Annotated in this window: 20 protein-coding genes, 1 pseudogene and 1 riboswitch; of the genes and pseudogenes, 1 reads left to right on the top strand and 20 read right to left on the bottom strand. The window is 62.8% G+C overall.

Annotated features, from left to right (window positions below; all coding sequences use genetic code 11):
• Positions 1–126: 126 nt before the first annotated feature.
• The 6 genes from KUW17_RS08135 to KUW17_RS08110 all read right to left on the bottom strand — a co-directional run bounded on the left by KUW17_RS08135 (position 127) and on the right by KUW17_RS08110 (position 7,935).
• A complete protein-coding gene (locus KUW17_RS08135) occupies positions 127–1,950 on the bottom strand; it encodes a BCCT family transporter (protein ID WP_222477855.1) in 1,824 nt (607 codons plus the stop codon).
• Positions 1,951–2,027: 77 nt separating this feature from the next.
• A complete protein-coding gene (locus KUW17_RS08130) occupies positions 2,028–3,038 on the bottom strand; it encodes an Ldh family oxidoreductase (RefSeq protein WP_222477853.1) in 1,011 nt (336 codons plus the stop codon).
• A 12-nt stretch (positions 3,039–3,050) separates the two neighbouring features.
• Complete coding sequence (locus KUW17_RS08125; RefSeq protein ID WP_222477851.1) at positions 3,051–3,680, bottom strand: DUF3726 domain-containing protein; 630 nt, start codon at positions 3,678–3,680, stop codon at positions 3,051–3,053.
• On the bottom strand, positions 3,677–5,365 hold the full coding sequence (locus KUW17_RS08120; protein WP_222477849.1) for a hypothetical protein: 1,689 nt from the start codon (positions 5,363–5,365) through the stop codon (positions 3,677–3,679). Before KUW17_RS08120 ends, KUW17_RS08125 begins: the two co-directional genes overlap by 4 nt.
• A 3-nt stretch (positions 5,366–5,368) precedes the next feature.
• On the bottom strand, positions 5,369–6,352 hold the full coding sequence (locus tag KUW17_RS08115) for a membrane dipeptidase (RefSeq protein WP_222477847.1): 984 nt from the start codon (positions 6,350–6,352) through the stop codon (positions 5,369–5,371).
• A gap of 137 nt (positions 6,353–6,489) precedes the next feature.
• Entirely contained in the window at positions 6,490–7,935 is a 1,446-nt protein-coding gene (locus KUW17_RS08110) for an aldehyde dehydrogenase family protein (protein ID WP_222477845.1), read from the bottom strand.
• A gap of 104 nt (positions 7,936–8,039) precedes the next feature.
• Here KUW17_RS08110 and KUW17_RS08105 point away from each other — a divergent pair, with 104 nt between their 5' ends.
• Entirely contained in the window at positions 8,040–8,924 is an 885-nt protein-coding gene (locus KUW17_RS08105) for a LysR family transcriptional regulator (RefSeq protein ID WP_222477843.1), read from the top strand.
• Between the two features lie 270 nt (positions 8,925–9,194).
• Here KUW17_RS08105 and KUW17_RS08100 read toward each other — a convergent pair.
• The 14 genes and pseudogenes from KUW17_RS08100 to KUW17_RS08035 all read right to left on the bottom strand — a co-directional run.
• Positions 9,195–9,705: pseudogene (locus KUW17_RS08100) on the bottom strand (ABC transporter ATP-binding protein); the annotation flags it as partial.
• A complete protein-coding gene (locus KUW17_RS08095; protein WP_222477839.1) occupies positions 9,702–10,751 on the bottom strand; it encodes a FecCD family ABC transporter permease in 1,050 nt (349 codons plus the stop codon). The pseudogene KUW17_RS08100 and the gene KUW17_RS08095, both read right to left, overlap by 4 nt.
• Entirely contained in the window at positions 10,748–11,758 is a 1,011-nt protein-coding gene (locus KUW17_RS08090; RefSeq protein WP_222477837.1) for an ABC transporter substrate-binding protein, read from the bottom strand. Before KUW17_RS08090 ends, KUW17_RS08095 begins: the two co-directional genes overlap by 4 nt.
• 142 nt (positions 11,759–11,900) lie before the next feature.
• Positions 11,901–12,094, bottom strand: a riboswitch (cobalamin riboswitch).
• Positions 12,095–12,360: 266 nt separating this feature from the next.
• Complete coding sequence (locus KUW17_RS08085) at positions 12,361–13,974, bottom strand: chemotaxis protein CheW (RefSeq protein ID WP_222477835.1); 1,614 nt, start codon at positions 13,972–13,974, stop codon at positions 12,361–12,363.
• Positions 13,971–14,462: a chemotaxis protein CheD gene (locus KUW17_RS08080; RefSeq protein WP_222477833.1), complete on the bottom strand. Its 492-nt coding sequence runs from the start codon at positions 14,460–14,462 to the stop codon at positions 13,971–13,973. Before KUW17_RS08080 ends, KUW17_RS08085 begins: the two co-directional genes overlap by 4 nt.
• Positions 14,453–15,307: a CheR family methyltransferase gene (locus KUW17_RS08075; RefSeq protein WP_222477832.1), complete on the bottom strand. Its 855-nt coding sequence runs from the start codon at positions 15,305–15,307 to the stop codon at positions 14,453–14,455. Before KUW17_RS08075 ends, KUW17_RS08080 begins: the two co-directional genes overlap by 10 nt.
• 28 nt (positions 15,308–15,335) lie before the next feature.
• A complete protein-coding gene (locus KUW17_RS08070) occupies positions 15,336–16,868 on the bottom strand; it encodes a PAS domain-containing methyl-accepting chemotaxis protein (protein ID WP_261397111.1) in 1,533 nt (510 codons plus the stop codon).
• Positions 16,869–17,184: 316 nt separating this feature from the next.
• Positions 17,185–18,234 (bottom strand): permease, encoded by a 1,050-nt coding sequence (locus KUW17_RS08065; protein WP_222477830.1) that lies wholly within the window; start codon positions 18,232–18,234, stop codon positions 17,185–17,187.
• 55 nt (positions 18,235–18,289) lie between these two features.
• Positions 18,290–18,607: an ArsR/SmtB family transcription factor gene (locus tag KUW17_RS08060; RefSeq protein WP_222477827.1), complete on the bottom strand. Its 318-nt coding sequence runs from the start codon at positions 18,605–18,607 to the stop codon at positions 18,290–18,292.
• Between the two features lie 158 nt (positions 18,608–18,765).
• Positions 18,766–20,781 (bottom strand): putative 2-aminoethylphosphonate ABC transporter permease subunit, encoded by a 2,016-nt coding sequence (locus KUW17_RS08055; RefSeq protein WP_222477825.1) that lies wholly within the window; start codon positions 20,779–20,781, stop codon positions 18,766–18,768.
• 5 nt (positions 20,782–20,786) lie between these two features.
• Positions 20,787–21,893, bottom strand: a complete 1,107-nt coding sequence (locus tag KUW17_RS08050) for a putative 2-aminoethylphosphonate ABC transporter ATP-binding protein (RefSeq protein WP_222477823.1) — start codon at positions 21,891–21,893, stop codon at positions 20,787–20,789.
• Between the two features lie 137 nt (positions 21,894–22,030).
• Positions 22,031–23,050, bottom strand: a complete 1,020-nt coding sequence (locus KUW17_RS08045) for a putative 2-aminoethylphosphonate ABC transporter substrate-binding protein (RefSeq protein ID WP_222477821.1) — start codon at positions 23,048–23,050, stop codon at positions 22,031–22,033.
• A 222-nt stretch (positions 23,051–23,272) separates the two neighbouring features.
• Positions 23,273–24,844 (bottom strand): SGNH/GDSL hydrolase family protein, encoded by a 1,572-nt coding sequence (locus tag KUW17_RS08040; protein WP_222477818.1) that lies wholly within the window; start codon positions 24,842–24,844, stop codon positions 23,273–23,275.
• Positions 24,845–25,016: 172 nt separating this feature from the next.
• The gene (locus KUW17_RS08035) at positions 25,017–26,009 is read right to left on the bottom strand and encodes a C45 family autoproteolytic acyltransferase/hydolase (RefSeq protein WP_222477816.1); all 993 of its coding nucleotides are present in this window, start codon (positions 26,007–26,009) and stop codon (positions 25,017–25,019) included.
• Positions 26,010–26,011: the final 2 nt, after the last annotated feature.

Below are 26,011 nucleotides of genomic sequence, written 5' to 3'. Positions count from 1 at the left end.
TTTTCCAGCCCGCCGCTGCACGGCAAAAAAAGAAGCCGGAGTATCTCTCCTCCGGCTTCTCAACCCCATCAGGGGCGGTTCGAAAACGGCCGGGCAAACGCGGCAGCGCTGCACGGTGTTTTTTTATTATTCGGCGGGCGCCGCGGCCTTCTCACGCTGCCCGTCGCGGAACAGCGCCTTGGCCAGCGACACGCACATCAGGCCCATCACCATAGTGAACGGCAGCGCACCGATGATCATCGCGCTTTTCAACGCTTCCATCGGATCCGCACCGCCATTCTGCTTGCCTGCGAACAGCAGGGTGCCGATAACTGCTGTCAGGATCAGGCCCCAGACGATCTTGTGCTTGTTGCCGATGTTCTGGTCGCCGCCGGACATGATGGTGTTCATCACCAGGATGCCGGAGTCCGCCGAGGTGACCAGGAAGGTCATGATCAGCACCACGCACATGATGGTGATGCCGGACAGCAGGCCGCCGTCGATCATGCTTTGCAGGGTCACGAACAGCTTGGCGGTGTTGGAAGCGCCGATGATTGCACCCTCTGCCGCGCCGGACAGTTCCAGGTCCATGGCGGTGCCGCCCAGGATGGTCATCCAGGCAAAGCAGACCAGCGCCGGGGCGAACACGCAGCCAACGATGAACTCACGCACCGAGCGGCCGCGGGAAATGCGCGCCAGGAACAGGCCGACGAAGGGCGAGAACGCGATCCACCAGGCCCAGTAGAAGGTGGTCCAGCCTGCCTGCCAGCCGAACTGGCGCTGCGCCTCGCCAGCGGCGTAGGTTGCGGCCAGCACATCGTCGGACAGGGCGGCTGCTTCGCCTTCCAGGCCGGATTTGAAGCCATCGAAAGAGCCCCAGGCATTGGTTGCACCGCCGCGCAGAGCATCGGCGTAGGGTGCAGCCTCGGCCGGCAGAGCCGCCGCGAAGTCAGACGCCGACTGCGGGCCGTAGGCACCGAAGCTCAGCGAGGTGAAGTGCAGGATGTAGTCCACGAACGCCGAGGCATAGGTGGTCATGGCGAACATGAAGGAGCCGAAGACCACGAAGGTCAGCAGCAGGATGATCGACAGAACCAGGTTCAGGTTCGACAGATACTTCACGCCGCGGCCAACGCCGGACACCGCCGAGATGATCGACAGGCCCATGATGGCGAACAGGCCGGCCAGCAGGCCAACGGTGCCCGGTGCCGGAGCCTCGCCGCTCATGTCCATCATCCATTCCATGCCGGTGATGGCATAAACGCCGTCCACGAACTGGGAGACGCCGAAGCCGATGGTCACGGAGACGCCCAGGATGGTGGCAACAACGCCCAGCACGTCAACGACGTGGCCCAGGAAGCCGTTCATCAGCTTGCCGAACAGCGGCGTCAGCGCGGTGCGGATGGTCAGCGGCATGTCACGGGTATAGGCGTAGTAGGCCAGCGACAGGCCGGTCACCACATAGATCGCCCAGGCGTGGAAGCCGTAGTGCAGGAACGTGTAGCGGAAGCCGGACTGGATGGCTTCTTCGGTGTTCGGTGTCACCTCCTGCGCCAGCACTACCGGGTTGGAGCCCCAGAGACCCAGCGGCTCGGCGGTGGCGAAGACCATCAGGCCAACACCCAGACCGGCGCCGAACATCATCGAGAACCAGGAAAAGTCCGAGAATTCCTTGCCCTGCTCCGGTCCCCCCATGATCCGCTTACCGGTTTGCGGCAATGCGGCGACCACAAACAGGAAAAAGGCGAAGAAACCGACGATGATGATGTAGAAGGCGTTGAAATCCTCAAGGATACGCCAGTTGAGGCTGCCCAGAACGCCCGTGGCGTTTGCCGGCCAGACCAGTGCCCAGAGAACCAGGGCGACCATGATCCCCTTGCTGAGCAAGGCGATCTCGACGCTGTGCCCCTTATAGAAGCCCTCGTCGGAGGTCTTGATCTCCAGATCCGTAAAAGGTTGCTTTATTGACATGCGTTTCCTCCCGTTTCGCACGTTCCGCACCGGGGTGCGGGTTGTCCGGCGGTTCGCGCAACCGCCGGAGTCTGGCGTCAGCCCAGCAGGGCTTCGATCCTTGCCAGCGTTGCAACGCTGACAGCGACGCCGTCTTGGCGGGCCTGCAAGCGTTTTGCCCGCCGCCCGTCTCCGGGCAGATGTGCGCCGGCTTGCCCGCGCACCGCTTCCACGATCCCGGCCATTCCAGCACTAAAAGCGTCATTTGCTGTCGCAGCCGGGTCGATTGCGATGAACATCTGGCCGGTTTTCGGCGGCCCGCCCGCGGTGCCGGAAAACGGCGATGCGTTGATGCCGAGGGTGGCACCTGTCAGCGCGGCGGCCATGATTTCGGTCAGCAGCGCCACGCCGACGCCCTTGTAGCCGCCCGACGGCGCCATCGAGCCCTTGAGGCCCGCGTCCGGGTCGGTGGTCGGGTTGCCGTCAGCGTCCAGCGCCCAGCCCAAGGGGATTTCCTTGCCTTCGCGGGCGTGCTTCATCACCTCGCTTTTGGCGATGGTGCTGGCGCTCTGGTCGATCAGCAGTTCCGGCTCGCCATCCTCGCCCGGCACTGCAACGGAGAACGGGTTGGTGCCGACAACCGGCTTGTTGCCGCCCGAGGGCGCGATCGAGGCCGGCGCGTTGGTAAAGCCCAGCCCCACCAGCCCGGCGCGGGCCAGGCGGGCGGTGTGGTAGCCAAGAACACCGCAGTTGTAGCTGTTGCGGATGGCAAGGACCGCGATGCCCTGCTCCCGTGCTGCCGGGATCAGGGCCTCAAAGCCCTGATCAATGGCGGAATGGGCAAAGCCGGTGGCGGCATCCACCGCCACGACGCCGGGGCGCGGGCGGGTCAGAACCGGTGCCGCCTGCCCGTCCACCTTGCCGCACTGCACGTGCTCGGCATAGATCGGGATATAGGCGAGGCCATGGCTGGCCACGCCATCGGCCTCGGTCGCGGCGGTGGCAACCGCCAGCGGGCGGGCGTTGGCCTCGGAGGTGCCAGCCGCCACCAGGGCGCGGAAGGACAGGTCCTCGATCTCGGCAAGGGTCATGGTTCTGGTTTCGGTCATGTCGGTGCCTCTTCAGTCGTTGTCCGACAGCCCGGCGCCGGCGCCCAGCAGGCGCGACTCCTCGGTGGCCGGAGCGTAGGTTTTATGGGCAAAGCGGTTCAGGACGGCCCAGGCCGCCTCCTCCGGTTCGGCCCGGGTGTGGGTCGGGTATGGGTTTGACAGGCTGCCGGCCGCGCGGATGGTCAGCCGGGCTGCCGCATCCGGCAGGTCGCCCACGCAATGCAGCGCGGCGCCATCGGTGACGGCCTGGAATCCCTCGCACTCCACAGTGACGCAGGCATCAAGCTGGCGTGCGGCCATCGCCGCAAAGGGCAGGATCATTGCAGGCTGTGAGACCTGTCCGAGCGACAGCGGCGCGTCCTGAAGCCCTGCCGCACAATCGGAAATGGCCGCACCGGTGGCCAGCGGGCAAAGCGGCGCCTGAGCCGACCAGCTGCCGTCCAGCGATTGCGGCACGTGGGCGGAGAGCTCAGCGGCGTACCCAGCCTCCAGAAGGCCTGCCAGCACCGCGGCCCCGTCCAGCCCCTGCGCACAGAGCCAGCGGGTGGCTTTTGCAGCTTCCTCGGACAGGCCCCAGTCATAGCCAGCCCCGCGGGCGGCGCGTTTGGCGGTGGCTTCCACTTCGTTCAGCGCATAACTCATTGGTCTGCCTCCGGATATACCCACAGGTCGGCGTTGGCGGCGGTCAGGTCCTCCGGATACGGCGCGCCCGCATACATGCAGATCCGCACCCAGCGGTCGGATCGCGGGTCGAAATGCGTTGCCCCGAAGAACGAAAGCTTGGCCCGCAGCATGTCGACCGGCAGTACCCGGTCGCTGATGGTATTGCTGCGGATCTCGCCATAGGGCGCCACTTGGCTCATCTGCGCCCGGCGCACGGTGTGGCGGTGTTCCGGGTGGCGCAGCAGGAAGGCTGCGACGGGTTCATCCCCGTCCCAGTCTGCCAGCGCCGCATGGGCCGCAGCGGCGTCGCGGGCCGGGGCCAGCGGCTGCTCATAAGCTGCAATCGGCTCATCGAAGCGTTCGCCCATGCGCGGCTCCAGCTTCTCCTCCGAGACATACCAGGCCCGGGCGCAGTTTTCGCGGGCAGCCCAGTCCAGATCCAGCGCCCAGGCAAAGCTGGCCTCAATCAGCTGCCGCACCTGCGACACCGGCATTGCGCCGTCGATAATGAAGGCGTCCTTGTTGGCATCGGCCATGCAGTCAGACAGCCCGTCCACAAGGTCCGCATAGGGTTCAAGGATCAGCGAAGCTGCCAGTTCCTGCCCCTCCAGGCCCAAAGCTGTCTCGCTCCAGCGGATCAGGCGGTCCCAAGGATGGTCGTTGAGCAGATCGTCTGCTGCCGCCCAGGCGGCCAGGGCCTCAAGATCCTTGTGAAGGCTTGCCAGCTTTTCGATCTGCGCCGGGTGTTCTGAATGCCAGCGCGCTGCCGACAGTTCGCTCCGCCGCAGCATACGGCGGAAACAGGCGGCTTCCTCAGCCGAGGCGGTTTCGACCGAGCGCACTCGGGCAATCGCCTCTTCCCGTGCCGCAATCCAGTTGTTGAACAGCACCGGGTGGTTGACGATGTAGGGCGCCATGCCAAGACCGGTGGAGTTGCCGATGCCCAGCCGCCGCGCGGTCTCCGGCGCCAGCGGCACGGCGTTTTCGCCGCCCTTGGCACGGGCCATATGCTCCACCAGATCGCGGACAAAGGCACGGGTCAGATAGACCGAGAGCATCTCTGCCTGGAATGGCGCGTTGAGTTCGGGCCGGTCTGCAATTGCCTCCCGGTCCGCAGCGCCCAGCTTGCCGGAGCCGTAGACGGCGGTGGTGCGCATCAGGTAGCCGACAGCGTCCACCTGCGCGGGGTCCGGCTGCTGTCCCTGCGACAGCGCGTCGGCAAAATGCGCCCAGAGGCGCACCGAGCGGTTGGCGCGGGAGACCGACAGGGATTTCTCGTTGACCCGGCCCGCCTCCTGATAGGGAACGTTCTTCGACAGGCGTTCGATGTCCGCATCCGTCGGCACCCCGTCGAACAGGGTGAAAGTCGCGTCCCAGGCGGTTGCGATCACCCGGTCTGAGCGCATTTCCGGCGGCAGGTCGTGGGCAAAGGCAATCAGCGAGTAGGTCCGCGCAGGGCCGGCGGCGGTGTAGACCGCCACACCGACGCCGTTGCCGTCGATATCGAACTTGGGGCGTGCAAAGCTCCAGTTTTCCCGGGCCATGCGGCGTGTCAGCACCCGCATGAAGCTGAGGCGGCACTGGTGCAGGGAGCCCAGACGGCTGAGGCGCATGACCTGAGCCGGGTCCCGTCGTGATATCGTTGTCTGCGCGGTTGTTTCCATGACCTATCCCTTTGGGCCAAAGTTTTCGGCAAAGAACCGGTACCAGTTCCCGCCCATGATGCCGCTGACCTCGTCATCGTTCATGCCCGTCGCGCGAAGGCCTTCTTCGATGTTTCCAAAGTCGCGGTTGTCGTTGAACCAGCTGGGCATTGCCGGGAAGCCCGGCGCGGCGGCTGATCCTTCGCCGTAGTCGATTTCCTTGGTCCAGCGGCCGACGCGCATCCATTCAACGACGCTGTCGGGCTGGTCCTGGCAAAGGTCGGTGCCGATGCCGAGGTGCTCTGCCCCGTATTTTTCTGCGGTGCGTGCAATCATCTCGCAGAAGCTTTGCAGGGTGCAGTTGGACTTGTCCCTCAGATGGTGCGGATAGACCGAGAAGCCAAGCATGCCGCCGTGGCCGGTCACTGCGCGGATCACATCGTCCTTCTTGTTGCGCAGGGCGGGCGACCACTCATGCGGGTTGGCATGGGTGATGGCGATCGGGCGTGTGGAAATCTCCGCCGCCTCGATGGTGGAGCGGTCGGCGGAGTGGCTCATGTCCACCACCAGGCCCACCCGGTTCATCTCCTTGATGACCTGCTTGCCCATGCGGGTGATCCCCATATCCTCGGCCTCGTAACAGCCAGTCGCCAGCAGCGACTGGTTGTTGTAGGTGAGCTGCATGAAGCGGGCGCCCAGGGTGTGCAGGATCTCCACCAGGCCGATGTCGTCCTCCATCGGCGAGGGGTTCTGAAAGCCGAAGAACACCGCGGTGCGGCCGGTTTCGCGGGCCTTGTCGATGTCAGAGGCCCACTGCCCCTTCATGATCAGGTCCGGGTACTGCTCGAACCAGCGGTTCCATTTCTCGAAGTTGAGAACCGTCTCGCGGAAGTTCTCATGGTAGGCAATGGTGACATGGATCGCGTCCACGCCGCCCTCGCGCAGCTGGCGGAATATCTTTTCCGACCAGTTGGCATATTGCAGGCAGTCGATACGGTATCCGGTCATTCAAGCACCTCGGTTTTCAATGTCACACGCCCGGCCTTCTGGCGGCGGGCAGGAAGCGCCCGCCACAGGGAAAACTAGGAGGGCGGGCGCTTCCGCAAACTGGCAGGCCGGTGTCCGGCGCTGCCACGGTTTCAGTCTCAGACCGGCTTGCCGGCGCTGATGTAGGCGGTCTTGACGGTGGTGTAGAATTCCGCCGCCGCCTTGCCCTGCTCGCGCGGGCCATAAGAGCTGTCGCCGCGGCCGCCGAACGGCACGTGATAGTCAGTGCCTGCAGTCGGCAGGTTGACAGTGACTACACCGGTGCGCGCGTTGCGGCGGAAATGGGTGGCGCGGGCCAGCGACTGGGTCACGATGCCGGAGGTCAAGCCGAAGTTGGTGTCGTTCACCACGGACAGAGCCTCGTCATAGCTGCCGACCTTGATCACGCTGGTCAGGGGCGCGAACATTTCCTCGCGGTTGATGCGCATATCGTTGGTGGTGTTCAGGAACACGCCCGGGGACATGTAGAACCCCTCGTGCGGCATCTCCAGGCGCTGGCCGCCGCAGGCCAGCTCAGCACCTTCGGATTTGCCAAGGTCAGCATAGGCCAGGTTCTCGTTCAGCTGCTGCTCGCTGACCACCGGCCCCATCTGCACGCCCTCTTCCAGCGCGTGGCCCACTTTCATGGCCTGAGCCCCGGCGACAAGCTTGTCGACAAAGGCATCATGAACAGCCGCGTGGACCACGAGCCGGGAGGAAGCGGTGCATTTCTGGCCGGTGCCGCCGAAGGCGCCGCCCAGCGCCAGCGTGACGGCCAGATCCAGATCGGCGTCGTCCATCACCGCCAGCGCGTTCTTGGAGCCCATCTCCATCTGTACCTTGGTCAGATTCTGGATGGCGGCGGACGCGATGCCCTTGCCCACCGGCACCGAGCCGGTGAAGGAGATCGCGTTCACCTTGGGGCTTTCGACCAGACGCTGGCCAATCGAACGGCCGGACCCCATGACCAGCGAGAACAGGCCCTTGGGGATGTCCTGGCGCGCGATGATCTCGGTCAGGGCAACGGCAGAGGCGGGGGTGATGTTGGCGGGTTTCCAAACCACGGCATTGCCGTAGCAAAGCGCCGGCGCGATCTTCCAGGAAGCGGTCGCGGTCGGGAAGTTCCAGGGCGAGATGATCGCCACCACGCCCACGGCCTCGCGGCGCACGTCCACTTCGATGTCGGGGCGCACGGAGTCGGCGTTTTCACCGATCTGGCGCAGGCATTCGGCGGCGTAATAGGTGAAGAACTGGCCTGCGCGGTAAACCTCGCCCTTGCCTTCGGCCAGCGGCTTGCCTTCTTCGCGGCTCAAGAGCGTGCCCAGCTCCTCGGCGCGGGCCATCAGCTCATTGCCGATGTTCATCAGCACCGCCTGCTTGCGCTCCAGCCCGTATGCCGCCCATTCGCGGTGTGCGATTTGCGCCTGATCAAGGGTCGCCTCCAGCTGATCGGAGCTGGCCTGGGCAAACATGCCGACCAGATCGCTCAGGTCCGAAGGGTTGCGGTTTTCGATTTCGCTTTCGCCCGCCAGCCATTCGCCGGCAATCAGGTTCAGTTTGGTCACGGAGAAGCCCCAGATGCTGAATTTCAGGTTTGCAACAGGATGGACTCCGCAGCCCGCATCAGTCAAACTCAATAAACTGTAAGCAACTTCAGAAAAATTGAAGCATGGCCTTGAAAATAGAAATGCTGCGCGCCTTCTGCACTGTGGCGCAGACCGGGAACCTGTCCGAAGCCGCCAACCGGCTGGGCCGGACCCAGTCCGCCGTTTCCATGACGCTCAAGCAGATGGAAGATCATCTGGGCAAGCGGCTGTTCGAGGGCGAGCGCAAGAACCAGCTGTCGCCGCTGGGCGAGCAGGTATTCGAGCTGGCCCAGAAACAGGTGCGGCAGTTTGATCAGACATTGCAGAGCATCGAGATGGCCGCTGAGGCGGCGCACGGGCTGCTGCGGATTGTCTCGGTCCCATCGGTCGCGGCGCTGGTCTTTCCTTCGGTGCTGGAACACATGACGGCGCGGCATCCGGGCCTGAAGGTGGAGCTGCGCGACACCGACACCCAGCAGGTGCTGGACGCGCTGGCAGAGGGCAAGGCGGATATCGGCATCGCCTCCGGCCACCACCCGTTGAACGGCGTGAAAGCGGTGCCGCTGTTCGAGGACCGGTTTGGCCTGGTCTGCTCCACCGACCACCCGCTGTTCACGCGGGAGCAGCCGCCCGCAATTGCTGATGTGATCAACGCGTGTTTTGTCCGCAATGCCCTGTGCGATCTGATCCGCAATGAACGCTTCGTCGAGGCCAGCAGCACGGCAGATGTAACGATCCACAACACCCATTCGCTAATCACCATGGTCCGCACCGGCAAGTGGGTTACCGTGCTGCCGCAGACTGTTGCCCGCTTCATGCCGGAGACAACGGCCTTTCGCCCGATCGCCGACTTGCCCGACAAGCGGGCGGTTTACCTTTACCAGCGCGAACGGTCCCGTTTTGCCGCGCTGACCGAGGAGTGCTGCGCCTTTATTCAGTCCTGCGATCTGTCCGGCGAGCCAGGCTGAAACAACTGGCATGGCTGTCTCAGGCCAATTGGAAGGACAGGAAGGGATCCGCGCCCTCGGCGTCCCGAACCCAGCGGGCCTGGATGCCGAAAATCTCAGATACGGTTTCCGGAGCCAATGCCTGGCTGGGCGCGCCGCAGGCCACGAGGCGACCACGTGACAGCACCGCCACCTTATCGCAGGTCAGCGCCTGGTTCAGGTCATGCAGGGCCACCACGGTGGTCACTTTCAGGTTCCGGATGCAGTTCAGGATCGACAGCTGATGGTGGATGTCCAGATGGTTCGTCGGCTCATCCAGCAGCAGGAGCCCCGGCCGCTGCGCGAGGGCACGGGCAATGTGCAGCCGCTGCCGTTCACCGCCGGACAGAGTGGCCCACTCGCGGCTTGCGAAGCCTTCCATCTCAACGGTGCGCAGCGCCTTGTCCACCAGTTGCGTGTCCTGCCCGTTCCAGGGTTTCAGCGCCGACAGCCAGGGGGTGCGCCCCAGTTCCACCACGGAGCGCGCGGTAATGCGCTCGGCGGTTTCGGCCTGCTGTTCGACAATGGCGATCCGCTGGGCGATCTCCCGGCGGGTCAGGCTGGCCAGCGGCTTGCCTGCCAGCAGCACTTCGCCACGCGAGGGTTTGGCCAAGCCTGACAACAGCCGCATCAGGGTCGACTTGCCGGAGCCGTTCGGGCCGACCAGCGCCAGCGTTTCGCCGGGCTGCACTGCCAGCGACACGTCCTGCAGCAAGGTCTTGCCGCGCACGGCAAACGACAGGTTGCGGGCTTCGATCTTCATCGCGCAGCCTTTTGCCCGCGCACCAGGATCACCGCAAAGGACGGCGCCCCGATCAAGGCGGTGACAACGCCGATGGGCAGCACCTGGCCGGGGATGATGATTCGGGACACGATGTCGGCGGCGACCAGGAACACGGCGCCGGTCAGCGCCGCGGCAGGCATCAGCCTGCGGTGGCCGGGGCCGACCAGGAAGCGTGCGGCATGGGGGATCACCAGGCCGACAAAGCCGATGGAGCCGACGATCGACACCATCACCGCGGTCGTCAGCGCAGTGGCGAAGATCAGCACCACCTGAACCCGCCGGACCGGGATGCCAAGCGAGGCTGCGGAGTCGCTGCCAAAGGTGAAGGCGTCCAGCGCACGGGCATGGAACCGGCAGATCATCCAACCCGCCAGCGCCAGCGGCACCGCCAGCCACACATCCGGCCAGCGCACGCCGCTGAGGTTGCCCATCAGCCAGAACATGATGCCGCGGGCCTGATCGGCATTGGCGGACTTGGCGATGATGAAGGCTGTCAGCGCGTTGAACAGCTGCGAGCCGGCGATGCCCGCCAGAACGATCTGCGCCGCTGCTGCACGGCTGCCCCCTGCCCCGGCCGCGCGGGCCAGAATGGCGACAAAGCCAAAGGCCAGCAGCGCCCCGTTGAAGGCGCCGAAGGACAGCGACAGGGCGCCGCCGCCCAGCCCCGCAATGGTGACCGCCACCGCCCCGGTCGAGGCGCCGGCCGAAATACCAAGGATATAGGGGTCTGCCAGCGCATTGCGCAGCAAGGCCTGCAACACCACGCCGGCCACCGCCAGCGCCGCCCCGCAGGCCGCAGCCACCAGCGCCCGCGGCAGCCGGTAGCTCCAGATGATGCCCTGGTCCACCGGGTCCACCGGCAGGCCCGCCCCGGCCAGCTTGTTGGCCAGAACGGACAGGACAAGGTCAGGCGCAAGCGAGGTTTCCCCGATCATTGCGCCTGCCAGTACCGCCGCAGCCAGCACCGGCAGGGCCAGGCATGCGCCCCGGAGGCCCTGCCAGGCCAGTGCGGCGGCTGCGCTCATTCGCCGTTGCCGATCGCGCTGAGCTCAGCGGCAAGATCCTCCAGCGCCGGGATGGCGCGGATGGTGGCATCCATGGCCTGGGCGTCCATCACCACGATGCGATCATTCTTGACCGCCTCCATCTGGCTGGCGACCGGATCATTGCGCAGGAACTCCAGCTTCTTCTCGTAGTCATCCGCGGCAAAGCGGCGGCGGTCCATACGGGCAATCACGATCACCGTCGGGTTGGCCTTGGCAATGGTTTCCCAGCCGACGGTCGGCCATTCTTCGTCGGTCTCGATGACATTGCGCAGGCCCAGCTGCTGCATCATGTAGCCCGGTGCGCCCTTCTGGCCGGCCACGAACGGGTCGCTTTCCATCTCCGGCGAAGAGAACCAGAACACGGCGGAGGCGTCGTCCAGCGCGACCTCCTGTGCCTTGGCCACAGCTGCAGCCTCGCGCGCCTTGTAGTCTGCGACCAGCTCTGCGCCTTTTTCGGACTCGCCGAAGATCGCTGCCAGTTCCTCGATGCCCTGATAGAGGCTTTCGGTGGTGAACATCTGGGTGCGGGTGCCGTCGCCGCCGGTGGTGTTGTCCTTGCCGACGCAATCCGCGGGCATCACATAGGTCGGGATGCCGAGGTCATGGAACTGCTCGCGCTTGGCGACTACGCCTTCGGGGCCGACATGCCACTCATACTGGGCAGCCACCAGGCCCGGGCGCTTGGCCACAACGCTTTCAAAGCTCGGGTCATTGTCGGCCAGCCGCTCGACCTTGCCGTTCAGCTCGGCAAATTCGGGCAGCACGTCGTTGAACCAGACCGAGGTGCCCAGCACCTTGTCGCCCAGCCCCAGCGCATAGAGCACCTCTGTCGCGGCCTGGCCGACGGTCACGGAGGACGCAACCGGCGCCTCGAAGGTGACGGCCTCGCCGCAGTTTTGAATGGTCAGCGGAAAGGTCTCGCTGGCTGCTGCGGCCTGAGCTGCCGCAACGAAGGAAAGGCCCATCAGGCCGGAACGCAGAAACATGATCTTCGATCTCCATGTGTCAATGACCGGAGAACGGGTGAAAGGGCATTGACCGCTAAGGCGGGAGCCTGGCCCCCTTCATGCGGCACCAGACAGCGGCGGCGCATCTTATCGGCAACCTCCCCGGACAACCCCGTCCGGTGTGTTTCGGTTTCGCACCGGCAGGTCTCCTGACTGGCGGGTCACTGTCTGTCCCGTCTTCCCGGGCCGGTCAGGCCCAGTGACACGATGGGACAGCACTCGCCGCCTACAGTTGCGGGGGCAGTTCCGTTTGGCACCGTACGGCGCCGCGGATTCCCTCTTAGCCCTTACGGGACCGGTGAAGCGCGGGTAGCGCATCACTTACCGTGCGGCAAGAAAAAGTTCGTCCGGATTGCTGAATTCTTGCCAGCCAGCCGCGGGAGGGCGGGCTGCAACGGCTCGGGCCGGCGTTGATTTTTCACCCAAGAGCGGCGGCAGAAACAGGTGGCCGTTTGCACGCCGCCCCGCCCCCCTGCGCAGGTGGCCGCGGGCAATCACACCGGCACACAATGGTCTTGAACTCGCCCGGCCGCGCCTGCCCGGCGCTTTCCCGTCCGGGAGTGCTGCCCTGCCAGCGCCTGTTACGCAGCCTTGAAGCAGCGTTCCACGAGAGCGCTGGTATCCAGGATCAATATCGACTCGTACTTGCCGTCCGGCGAGGTGTGCTGCAGGCAACCGGCCACATCCTCAGCAATGCTTTTGGAGGTGTTTTGCTGATCCAGCGGCTTGAGTTCGGCCACGCGGCTTTCGGTCGTAATGATGATTTCGTCGACGGAATCCACAAGAATTCCAAACTTCTGCGCGCCTTGCCTGAATATCAGAACCTTCTGATCCTGGCAGGGCTTCACCGGCAAGCCGTAAAGCACGCGGGGATTGAACACGGTAATCAAGTCGCCTCTCAGATTGAGGATTCCTTCGACAAAATTCAGCGAGAATGGCGGCTCCAGAAGATCCGTGGGGCGATTGATCACTTCGCTGACATGCGACGTATCCAAGGCAAATCTTCTCTCGAAGGTGAACTTGATGAAGGTGCGCCGCGCCGCTCGCGCTTCCAGTTCCGCCGCCTCGCCGTCAGGCGCTTCGGGCGGGAATATCTCCTGGCAGGACTTTGCAGCCGCCAGAAAGCTCGGCTCTTGCATGAGCTTCTCTGGATCCAGCATCATGACAATCTGGTTGTTCTTACCGATCAGGCATCCGTTCACGAGATCACCGCGCGGCAGCGCCAGTTTGGCAAACGGCAGCACTTCATCCCCATAGTAGGACAGGATGCTGTCGATGGAAAAAACCATAAGGCCGACCGGACCTTCCGCGGTATCGATCACCAGCATTCTGCGTTCCTTGGGGAGGGTTTCCCCAAGCACGAACTTGGCGTCGTCCCCCATGAAGCCGCGGAAATCTATCACAGGCAAAATGATCCCCCGCAGGTTTGCGGTGCCGATCACATTGCCTCCTGCCAGCAAGGATTGCTCCAGCTTTGGAACGGTTTTGACCTCTTTCACGTAGCGCAGATCGATTGCGCATACCGTATGGCCGGTTTGAAACGACACGCAGGCGAGTTTCTTGCCTCTGCTGAATTTGACGGTTTCCTGCCCGGATCCATTGTCAGCTCTCGGCACCTTTTCCAGATTCAGCAATTCATGCGGATCGAGTATCTGAACCAGCCTTTCCCCGCTATCGAACTTCAGCACGCCGCTGATAACAACATCCCTGACGCCTTTGCCATTGGGACGGAAATCCACCCGCGCCACGCCCCTTGCGTTCAAAACTTCGCCGGTCCGGTCAAACAGCAGGCCAATACAGTGTTCGCCGTGTTCAATGATGGCCACCTTGCGGGATTGCCCGCTTTCGGCAGCCGGAAAATCCAGCAGCTTGCGCAGGTCGACAACCGGGACAATCATACCCCGCAAGTTGAACAGGCCCAGCATGTAAGGCGGCGCAAGCGGCACCGGTGAAATGTCCCCCGGTTCATTCACGACCTCCTGAAGCACGGAAACAGGGATGGCGAATTCGCTGTCGCCGATCAGGAACGAGCCGTATTTCTCGGCCAAGCCTTGCCCCGTCCGGCCACCGGGCCGCATTGCGGATCTCTGCCGTACAGCATCACCCTCCTGGCCGCTGGAACCGGCGCAATCCCCGCCGTCAACGGTCAGAGCGTGCGACCCCGGGATCAGCGGGTCTGAAATGTCCGGTTTCATGTGCGTGCCCCCAAGCGCGGGATGGATTTCACTGTGAACTCGCCGCTGGTGCAGTCGATGGCCACCTGCCTGCCCTGCACGCCCCCGACGTCCTCGTGAATGTTGCGGACGCCGGCATCCCGCAAGGCGCGGTAGGCGGAGCGCGCATTGATGCTTCCGACGAGCCGTCCCGGATCCGTGTCCGCAGGCATTGTCATGTTGGCACCGCCGACAACGATCGCCTGAATTTTACGCAAGTCCTTGCCGGAAATGTCCATCAGGGACTGCAGCGATCTGAGTGCCTGATCCACGTGCCTGCCGCTGATCGCGTCACTTGTTTCCGGCGACTTGGACAGCAGGCAATGGGCCAGCCCGCAAATGCCCCTGGCGGGATACAGCAGGCCCAGGCCGATGCAGGAGCCGAGGATTGCATTCAGCGATTGCCCCGCCCGGCCGGTTTTCACCTGGCCGATCTGAACATGGATTTTCTGCACTTCATTCACGCACATGGGCTGCCCGCCCTGGCCGCCGGCCGGTAAATTATCGGGGCCACCTGTTCGAACCCGGTGCGCAGGTTGTTCAAAGTCTCGCTTTCACCGATGAACAGAACACCGTCAGGCTTGATCAGATCCCGGACATGGCGGAGAATCTTTTCCTGATCTTCATCGGTGAAATAAATCAGCACGTTACGCAGGAAAACCGCATCAAACGGACTGGTTCCGCCAAGCCGTTCCAACAGGTTGTGCAGCTTGAACTTGAGGCGCGCCCGGATCTGCGGTACCGCCTTGTACCCCGCCGCATCACTGCCGGCCATCTGGCTGGCGAACAGCGTGGGCTGCTCCTTGCGGAACCGGGCAATCGAGCGGCCATTGTAAACCCCCTTTTGCGCCACTTGCAGCACCCGGGAGGAGACATCCGTGCCCAGCACCGAATAGTCGAAACCCGGGTTGGCAAGGCGCCTCTGTTCCAGCATCGCACCGATGGTATGCGCCTCTTCCCCGGTTGAAGCCGCCGCCGACCAGACCCGTATCCGCCGATTCGGCCCGTTCGCCAGATACTCTGGCAGGTACACTTCCTGGAAGTAATTCCAGACCCGCGGGGTGCGGTAGAAATAGGTCTCGTTCGTGGTCACCCGGTTGGTCAGTTCCTGCATCTCCTCCGGGTCTGAAGACAGCCGCGAAATGTAGTCGGCAAAGCTAGGCTCATCAATCTCGCGCAAGCGCCGGCGCAGGCGGCTGACCAGCATCGTTTTCCGGGTTTCCCCGATGGTGATCCCGGTATTCTGGTAAACGATGGCACGGAGCTTGGAAAATTCCCCATCGCTCATGGTGACATCGGTGTCAGGCTTACTCATGCCCCCCTCCTTGTGCCCGTGCAAGGGTTCAGCACCCCAGTTTGCCGACTTCCGTCTTCAGTTCCTGCGCCCCGGTGTTCAGCTCCTCTGTCGCCGCCGCGATGGTATCGGAGGCGATGACGGCCTCCTCGGAGGCGTCAACGATGCTTTGGATCGCCTCCGCGACATCCCGCGCTGCGGTCTGCTGCTCGTTCGCGGCCACCGAAATCTGGGCGATGGAATCCGTGGTGTCGGAGATGCCTGCCTGGATCTTGGTGAAGGCCGCGCCAGCCTCTCTTGAGACCTCGCTGCCCAGGCTCACCCGTTTCACCGTTTCACTGATCAGCTTGCTGATTTCCTTGGCCGATTGCGACGAGCGCTCAGCCAGCTTGCGCACCTCGTCTGCAACCACGGAAAAGCCCAATCCGTGTTCGCCGGCCCGCGCAGCCTCAATCGCGGCGTTGAAGGCCAGCAGGTTTGTCTGGCTGGCAATCTCGCTGATGGTCTTGACGATCTCGCTGATCTCCTCGGAGGAGGCATTGATGAGATCCATCGCTTCGATCGAGCGTTCGATCGCCTTGGCGCCCAAGTCAGCTTCTTCCTTGGTCTTTTGAGCAATCTCGTCGGAATGATTGCTGTTTTGGGCAATCGAGTCGATGGAGGCGCTCAGCTCTTCGACGGAGGCGCTGATTTCCTCTGTCGTGCACCCCAGCGTCTGGGCGCCGCTGGCGACCGTCTGTGCCTGCGCTGAGATCTCCTGTGACTGCTCGGAAAACCGGGTTGCGATCCGCGTCACTTCCTGCTCGACCATTTTTTCGGCCGTAATGTCAGTGGCGAACTTGACCACCTTGAACGGCTTGCCATCGGCATTGAAAACCGGGTTGTAAGAGGCGTTGATCCAGACCTCTGCCCCGCCCTTGCCAAAGCGCTTATATTGCCCGGCTGAAAACTCGCCCGCGGCCAGGTCCGCCCAGAATTTCCGGTACTCTGGAGAGCTGGTGTATTCCGGGTCGCAGAACATCCGGTGATGCTGGCCGCGGATTTCCTCCAGGGAGTAGCCGACAGTGGCCAGAAAATTCTCATTGGCGGTCAGAATGGTGCCGTCCAGCTCGAATTCGATTACCGCCTGAGCCCGGCTGATTGCGGCCATCTTGCCGTCCTGCTCTGCCGTGCGCCGTTTTTCCCCGGTGATGTTGGTGGCGAATTTGACAACTTTGAACGGTTTGCCGTCCGCATCCAAAATCGGGTTGTAAGAGGCGTTGATCCACACTTCCGCGCCACCTTTGCCGAAGCGCTTGTATTCACCGGCAGAGAATTCGCCCATCGCCAGTTGCAGCCAAAAGTCGCGGTACTCATCCGAGGCAGCATATGCCGGGTCGCAGAACATGCGGTGATGCCGTCCCTGTATTTCCTCCAGGGAATAGCCGACCGTCGCCAGAAAATTCTCGTTTGCCGTAATAATCGTGCCGTCCAGCTCAAATTCTATGACGGCCTGAACCCGGTTGATAGCGTCAACAACCCCCGTAAGTTCTGCGCTGCCGTGATCGGAAACAGACACTGCAGCCGGTTCATTCGCACCCATGCTTTCGCCTCACTCATTTAAATAACGGTTGTCGATCAACCTGAGAGAGAGCTGTTAACAACATCATACCAATGCTCCGAATGCATGTTTCGGCCGCGGTAATTATTCGTAAAAAAGCAACCGAAGGACGCAATCACTGGTCAGGCACGAACTCAACAGGCGGCCCAACGGCGGTTTGCAGCCTTGGCAACCTGCCGCCTGTTGCCGCAGCCCCCGGCGGTCAAGGCGGCCGCGTACCCGAATGCTGTGCCTGGCTTGGCAAGGCCGCTGGGAAACGATCGCCCGGGCAATGAACAGTGCCCGGGCCGGTATTTGGTCAGACTGCGTGCCAGAGCTGGAAAAGCAGGCCAACCGCAAAGGCGCCGGAAAGTGACAGCCCGAGGTATAGAGCGAAAACCTGCAGGCGGGCCAGCGCCCAGACCGCCATCGCCGCTGGGATTGAGGTGACGCCGCCGGCCACAAGGAAGGCAAGGCCCGCACCGGGTGCCATACCCTGGTCGATCAGCCCGCCGACCAGCGGCAGCGCGGCATAGCCGTTCAGGTAAGCAGGCACACCCACTAGCGTTGCGGTGACGATCGGCAGCAGGCCCTCGCCGCCCAGGGCGGCGGTTACGGTCTCTGCCGGAATCCAGGCCAGCATCAGGCTTTCGAGAATGAACGCCAGCAGCAGCCACTTGGCGAGGAACAAGGTTGTGGTCCAGGCGGTCGCGCCGAACTTCGCGCGGCGCTCCGCCTCGTGCCAGAACCGCCAGACCACCGGTTTCGGCGCGCGCATTTTCGAGCCGCCGCAGCCGCCGTTACCGACACCATCGCGCAAAGGGTCGGTCAATGCGCCGCCGCGGCTCAGCAGGTGGACAGTCAGGCCGCCGAACAGCCCCAGACCTACAGCGGCAAGGGTCTTGGCTACGGCGAACTCAACACCCAGCACCCCTGCGGTCAGGAAAAACATCGAGGGGTCCATGATCGGCGAGGCCAGCCAGAAGGCCATGACGGCTGACAGCGGCACGCCCATCGACAAAAGCGCCGCAATCAGCGGGATCACCCCGCAGGAGCAGAACGGAGACAGCCCGCCCGCCAGCGCCCCCAGCGCTATCATCAGGAGCGGCGAGCCGGTGAAGGCCTTGGCCACCAGGTTGTCCGCGCCGGTTGCCCCGGCCCAGGCCGCGACAGCAATGGAGAACAGCAGGTATGGCGCCGTATGGGCCAAGGCCGCACCAGCAAAGACCGCGCTATCTGCGGATTGCACCGGGTCGAACAGCGCCAGCAGCAGCAGGATGGCCGCGGAGGCCGCCCAGACCCGCTGGTCCTTGAAGAGCTGCCAGACGGCAGCGCCGGGCCTTGGGGAGTTTTCTGTTGTGCTTGTCATTTCCAAATCACCAGTTTTGTAGTTATTTAAGGTCAAAGAAAAGCCCGCCAGCATCTCAAGCGGTCTCCTCCTTTGCGGTCAGGGCCACGCCCGCGCAGCATTCCGATGTCAGAAAGTTCACGACGGACAGCATGACGGGATAGTCGACCCGGCTGAACACCTCACGCCCGCGCTTTTCCTGCACCACCAGTTTGGCATCAACCAGCGTCGACAGGTGGTGCGCCAGTGTGGAGGCCGCGAGACCCAGATGCTCGGCAATGTCGCCGACCCGCAGCCCGTCCTCCCCTGCTTTGACAAGCAGCCGGAAGATGGCCAGTCGGGCGTCGTGCCCCAAGGCGGCAAGGGCGCGGGCGTTGAAACTTGATGTCGTCATCAGGCCAAAATAACCACAAAACCGGTTTTGTCAATATGGCGGCAACGCACCGCTGGCTGCCGGGGCGTGCCGCACCAGTCTTGTTGCGCTCTATTGGCAGGCAAAGCAGGTGCAGCTGGCCGAGCCTCATCTGCGGCGGCCATCTGCTTGAGATCGGGCTAGCGGCTGCGCCAGGCCTGGGTGCGGCGCAGGATGCCGCGGGAGGCCAGCAGGTGGATGATCCGCGCCAGCGCATTGGTGTAGAAGATCATCATCCCCATCGCTGCCGCAGGGGCGATGTCGCCAGCATCATCCATGTTCAGCACCGCAATCGACGCCAGCGTGGTCTTGGGTGAATAGAGGAACACCACCGCCGACACCGTCGTCATCGCGTTCACGAAGAGATAGATCGAGATGTCCAGCACCGCGGGCAGGCAGACCGGCACCGTGACGCGGGCAAACAGCTTCATGGTCGGCTGCTTGAGCGACGCGGCGACGGATTCAAACTCCCGGTCCATCTGCTTGAGGGCGGTGACCGCCGTCAGATGCGACACCGTGTAGAAGTGGGTGACGGTGCAGACCACCAGGATCGCCATGGTGCCGTAGATCGCATTGAGCGGGTTGGCGGGGTTGTTGAAGAAAAAGATGTAGGCCAGCCCCAGAACCATGCCCGGGATGGCCATTGGCAGCATCGCAAACATCTGGAAGATGGCGCGCCCCGTGCGGAAGCCCTTGGACTTTTCCACCAGATAGGCGCCGAAGAACACCACGGCAGTGCCGGCCACAGCTGTCATCAGCGCCAGCTTGATGGAGTTCACATAGGAGCCCCAGCCGCCGCCGTCCATCTTATCGAACTGGTAGTTGTTCAGGCTGAGGCTTAGATCGTAGGGCCAGAACTTGATCAGTGCCGCAAACTGGCAGACTGCCAGCAGCCCGGCGATGAAGATGCCAATCAAGGTGCAATAGGCAAAGAAGATACGGTCCATCTTCTTATTCGGCTGCGGCTCATACGGGACCGAGCGTGCCGACAGCAGCGCCACCTGCTTGGACTGCACCATGCGGTCGATGGCAAAGGCGAGGATTGCGGGGATCACCAGCACCACGGAGACCACCGCGCCCATTTCAAAATTCTGCTGTCCGATCACCTGCTTGTAGATGTCCACCGCCAGCACGTTGAACTGGCCGCCGATCACCTTGGGCAGGCCAAAATCGGTGATCACAAGGTTGAAGACCACGAAGGCTGCCGAGATCAGGCCGTAACGCGCACCCGGAACTGTTACCGTCCAGAAGGTGCGCCACGGGGTGGAGCGCAGGCTGGCGGCGGCCTCGTAAAGACGGGCGTCAGAAATTGCCAGCGCGGTGGATATGATGATGAAGGCATGCGGGAAGGTGAAGAAGACAGAACCGATCACGATGCCTATGGGGCCGTAGATACTGGCGCCGAACAACAGCTCCTTGATCATGCCCTGGTTGCCGAACAGATAGACCAGCGCGATACCCGGCAGCAGCGACGGCACCAGGATCGGCGCCATGGCAATGAGGCGGAACACGCCCTTGTATTTCATGCAGCTGCGGTTCAGCGCGTAGGCGAACCAGAAGGCAAGCGAGACGGTGACAACGGTGCTGAGGACCGCGATCCACAACGAGTTCTTGATCGAGTTGAACAGCGCAGGCGTAGAGAAATAGGAGACGAAGTTGTCCAGCCCCCGCGCCTGCACGGGGCGCAGCTGCACCCGGCGGAAGGTGTTGGAGTCGAGCGTGACCCATTCAGTGCCGGTTTGCAGGTTGGAGCCGATCAGAAAGCGGCCTGTGCCGGTGGTATTGCGGATCTGGTACATCACCGGGCTGCGGAAGCTGAAGTCCGGGAAGAAACCGGTGACTGGCAGCCGCCCGTCGGCGCCGGTGGACAGTTCGGCATCGGCAAACGTGCCGCTGCGGGCGTTCAATTCCGCGCCGGTCATGATGCTGCCGTCAAACGTCCCGGCCTCATCGCTGACCTGGAATTCATACTGTGACAGTTCCACCCGGTAGGTGGAGAAGGATTTCGACAGCATCGCATAAAGCGGAAAGACCAGCGACACGACCAGGTAAAGCGCGATGATGATCATGCTGCCGCGCATAATGATGTCGTCGCGGCTGAGCTTGCCCTTGATCACCGGTCCTGCCGGCATGATGGATTGAGTGGTATCAGTCATCTGCGTCACGCCCCCTGCCCGGCTTTCGCAAAGGCCATCAGGCGGTTGTCGGGCAGTTCGATTTCCATCTGGCAGCCGGCCTCCAGATCCAGGCGCCGCACTGCGTTGATGGAGAAGTCGGCAATCAGTTCCTTACCGCCGAAACGTTCATTGGTGAGGCGGCAGCGCCAGAATGAGCCGAGGAATTCCATTTCGGCCAGTTGGACGTCGATACAGTTGCGGTTGCCGCTGCTTTCCAGGTAGCCGGCCTCATGCGGGATCACATCCTCGGGCCGGATGGCGGCAATGACCGGGGTGCCGTCAGCAAATTCATGCGGCAGGCAGGCAAAGGTCTTTTCACCCACAGCCAGACGGCCGCCCTTGGCGACCGATGAACTGATCTGGTTCATCTCGCCGATAAAGTCGGCCACAAACAGATTGGCCGGCTCTCGGTAGATTTCCGTGGGAGAGCCGACCTGCTCGATCACCCCGTGGTTCATCACCACGATGCGGTCGGCCATCGCCAGCGCCTCCTCTTGGTCATGTGTCACCATGATAGTGGTCACACCCAGCTTGCGCTGCAGCTCCTTGATCTCGTGGCGCAAGTGGACACGCACCTTGGCATCCAAGGCAGACAGCGGTTCATCCAGCAGCAAAAGGCCGGGATTGGTGGCAATGGCGCGCGCCAGGGCAATCCGCTGCTGCTGGCCGCCGGACAGCTGGGCCGGGTATTTGCGGCCCTGGTCCGGCAGGCCGACCAGTTCCAGCAGTTCAGCGACGCGCGCATTGATTTCCTGCTTGCTGCGGCCCGCGTTTTCCAAGCCGAAGGCGATGTTCTTTTCGATCGTAAGGTTCGGGAACAATGCATAGGACTGGAACACAATACCGAAGTCGCGCTCTGACGGCGGCAGGTTGGAGACATCCTGACTGCCCTGGGTCACGGAGCCCTTGGTTTGCAGGTCCAGACCCGCAATTGCGCGCAGCAGGGTGGTCTTGCCGCAGCCGGACGGGCCGAGGAAGCAGATGAATTCGCCCTCCTTTACGTCCAGCGAGATGTCTTTCAGCGCGATGAAGCTGCCGAAGGCTTTCCAGAGGTCGCGGATGCTCAGGTAGGTTTCTTTTGGCGGGGTCATTTGAAGCACGTCGTTGGTCCTTGCATATGCCAACGCGGCACCCTGTCTGTTGTCAACGGGCGGCATGGCTCAGGGCATGGGGCAGTAAGGTTCAGGAAGGCGGAGGGGCGGAAGGCTAACCCTCCGCCCCTGAAAGCTTATTTCGCTTCCGACTTGCCGTCGTAGCGGGCTTGCCATTCCTTGAGGATCGCAGCGCGGTTGTTGGCCGCGAACTCGAAATCATTGTCGATCATCGCGTCCAGCAGCCCTTCGGGGAAATGCTCAACCGGCTTGGCGACGCCCGGGAAAGCGACAACCGCATAGCCGGTGTTGTACATTTCGTTGGCTTCCTTGGTGACGGTGAAATCGACCAGTGTCTGCGCCGCTTCCAGATTTGCGGTGCCGGCCACAATCGCAGTTGCTTCCATGTCCCAGCCGACGCCCTCGGAGGGAACAATGATCTCCAGCGGTGCGCCTGCGGCCTTGGACTTGGCGCCGCGGAAGGCGAAGGAAATACCGATCGGGATCTCGCCAGCCGCCGCCAGCTTGCAGGGTTTGGAACCGGAATGGGTGTAGCGCGCAATGTTTTCATGCAGCGCGTCCATGAACTTCCAGCCCTCCTCCTCGCCGAACATCTGCAGCCAGCTGGAGACATCCAGGAAGCCGGTGCCGGAGGAATTGGGGTTCGGCATGATCACATGGCCGGCATACTGCGGATCGGTCAGATCCTTCCAGGACGCGGGCGGTGTCAGGCCCAGTTTCTCTGCCTCAACCGTGTTGTAGCAAACCGAAGCCACCCAGGCGTCCATGCCAACCCAGCTGGGCGGGTTGTCGCCATCGACGAATTTGGGATCGAGGTCTTCAACCCCGGCCGGCGCATAGGGTTCCAGCATCCCTTCCGACTTCAACAGCAGCAGCGAGGTTGCGGCCAGCCCCCAGACCACATCGGCCTGCGGGTTGTCGCGCTCCGCCAGAAGCTTGGCGGTGATGATCCCGGTGGAGTCCCGCACCCAATTGATCTTAATGTCCGGATGGCTCTGGTTGAAGGTCTCCGCATACCGCGCAAGGTCTTCCGCCTCCACTGCCGTGTAAACGGTCAGCTCCGTTTCGGCCAGCCCGGCGGTGGCCGCCGTCATGGTGAAGGCCAGTGCGGTTAAAAATGACGCTTTCTGTTTCATGGATTTCCTCTGTTGGCTTGATGTCGTTTTCACGCGCCTTCTGACGAGGCGCTTTGGACTTATGATTTTTTAGTGACTGGCAGTTTGACAGAATTGCAGAGCAAGAAAAATCGATTATACACATCACATCATAGGCTGAACCTATGAAACCAGCCGGGCAGTACGCCTGCCGTGCTTGGGATCGTGCACGAGCTTTTGCGATGTCCAAAGCCTGCCCTTGCGTCAAGTCAGCAGGTCATCGCCGGAAGACGGGGCAGAAACCGCCCCCCAGTAATCGGCAGCCGGGAACCAGCCGAAGCTGTCAAATTCAGTTGCGATACTGCCCCTGCCCGCGATGGCGTGAATGAGCTCCACACCGAAAACGGTGATGCCAAGCTCGCTCAGAACGCCGTCAACATCGCCGCCCTCGAAAGCAAGGTAACTGGCCTCGTCCAGGACAAGATAAAGCGTGTCGTTCCCTTTCCCGCCGTGGAACACATCTTTGGACTCCCCGCCTCCCCCGATGAGCGCCGTTTCGGTGAAAATGAACGTGTCATTGCCCGCCCCGCCAAAGACCGTGTCGTCGCCGCGCCCGTCCACGATGACATCCCTGCCTGCAGCGCCGCGAAGCTCGTCCGCGCCGTCGCCGCCGCTGATGATATCGTTGCCCTTGGCGCCCTTCACGATGTCATTGCCGCTGCCGCCGAGCACAATGTCCCTGCCTCCGCCGCCATGGAGTTCGTCATTGCCCGTGCCGCCGATTACGACATCATTGCCGCCGCCGGCCCTTACGGTGTCATCTCCGCCCAGCGCAAACACTGCATTTGCCGCAGAACCGGTGCTCAGAGCCGATGCGCCGTCATCCAGAAGCGCCGTCGTGCCGCCGCCCATGACAAATTCAGCATAGGCGCCCCAGACCTGATGCGCTGTTTCCGCCGGATGAATGGCGTCCCACGCCAGCACCTGGTCGCTGTCGAATACGCTTCCGTCGATCAGGTAGTCCGTCCGGTCCGCGAGAATGCCAAATCCTGCCGGATCCTCGGTAAGGGCCTCTGAAACTGCAAACAGGTCAACGGCCCTGGCATCGATTCCGCCGCTGCGAAGATCCGCAATACTGTCAGCGAGACTGGCGTTGAACATCCCGACCAGCAGGTCCGCGAATCCCGCATGTTCAGGCGAGAGCGTGTCGAACTCCGGATAGAAACCATCGGCTGGCTGAGTTGCCAGGAAAACCGTGCCAACCCCGGCGGCGCTGGTGGTTTCGGCGGCGGAAACGATCTGCGCGATCAGCGCCTCGACCAGCGGCGACGCAAGCGCCAGGAATTCAGCCTGGCTGGTGATATTCTGTTCCTTAACTGTCCTCAGCAGATCAATGAAATCATTGCCCCCAATCAGGAAAAACGCAGCCGAGCCCGGCGGCACTCCGCCCGCGGCATCCTCCAGAAAATCTTCAACCTGGGCTTCGAGGTCGATAAGGTTCTCCAGCAGGCCATCGCCCAGGGCTGTTGCCGTCGCCACTGCATAGTTCACGGCCTTGAAACCGCCGAGTGCGGCGGCGTAGCTGGCATGGGTCAGCGCATTGGTCACAGAACCTTCCGGGCCGACTTCGCCGAAACTGTCGATCACTGTCTGCCGGGCCACAATTTTGGCTTCAGCCCGAAGCTGGTCCAGGTCATCCGAAGAAGGAAACCCGCCAAAGCTGGCAATCAAGTCCAGCAGGATGACCGGTTCGATGACTGATGCCAGCATGTCTACGGCGTTGCCCTCGTCCGTCAGGCTGTCGCCGAAGTAATAAACCTCTGAAAATGGTGTCATCATCGCCCCCTTCCGGAACTGCTGCGGCAGCTCCCAGACAGCTGGATCGAAAGAAGACGAGGCGCAGCACTTTCAATCCAGTGCCCTGCAGCATTTTTGCACGCGCGCCTCAGCTGAATATGGAGCCGATCAGCCGCCTGGCAAGGCTTCCCGGCGGCTGCCGCACCGGATGCTATGGCAAGGGCTGGCGCTGGAAATCGGGGTAATCGACGCCAAGGTGGCCCGTTTCAAACTGGCCCAGTTTATTACGCCACACGCGGTCAGGCCAGAGCAGCTCCACCGACAGATCGCAGGGGTGATAGGCCGCCGTGTATAGCGTTCCGAACCCCCTGTCGAAGGCCAGCGAATAAAGCGGCGGCTTCAGGAAGGAACCAGTGAATTTTTCCTTTGTCTCCGGATGCAGCGTCAGCCGCTGCAGCAGGAAGCGCTCCCGCTCCACCGAGGCGGTCAGCCGGGCGTGGCTGGTCCACTCGACGCGTTCCTGGTGGTTGGTGGCGACTGCCGCCCGGGTGATGACGGTTGGCCGGTCGGGTGCAAGGTAAGCGGTAAAGAAGTTCCGCGCACGGTCCAGCACCGTCACGTTGTAGCTCATGTGGCAGGGCACCCGCCGCAGCACATCTTCCGCCTCATCAAGCGCCGAACAGGTCTGCAGGATGTACCGCAGGATCAGAGGCACGCCAAAACCGTCGCCCATCGCGCGGCGCCCGCCAAAGGTGAGCGAAACCGTAAGCCCGGCGTCGTTGATCCCGTCGAGCAGCCCGAACAGCCCGTCCGTGGTGCCCATCACCTGCCGGCCGCCCCAGCCGGTTTTTAGGAATACCGCGTCAAAGGCCGAGGGGTTGTAGTCGTAGTTGCGCACCAGGAGCGGCTCCCGGCCCTGCCAGATCGCCTGGCTGCACCCGGCCAGGTAGCGCGGCGGGCAGTAAAAACTCAGGAACCGCGCTTCAAGGTCGCCGCCGCCGACCGAAGCGCACAGCTGGTCATAGACCCCCATGATCTCCGGCATGTAGGCACTCAGCGCCCGGCGGCATTCCGCATAGGTCGGCCGGCCCGACAGCCCCTCCCCCGCCCACCAGTTCAGATAGGCGGTGCGGTATTCGGAAAAGAGCCCGGACAGTTTCTGCCCAGGCTCCGCTTCTTCGACGGCGCGGAATGTCAGTTTCATGC

It is taken from the genome of Leisingera aquaemixtae (assembly GCF_019801145.1).
GTDB lineage: Bacteria > Pseudomonadota > Alphaproteobacteria > Rhodobacterales > Rhodobacteraceae > Leisingera > Leisingera aquaemixtae_A.
The sequence above is the reverse complement of the archived record's forward strand: the minus strand, read 5'-3'. Positions and strand labels throughout refer to the sequence as shown.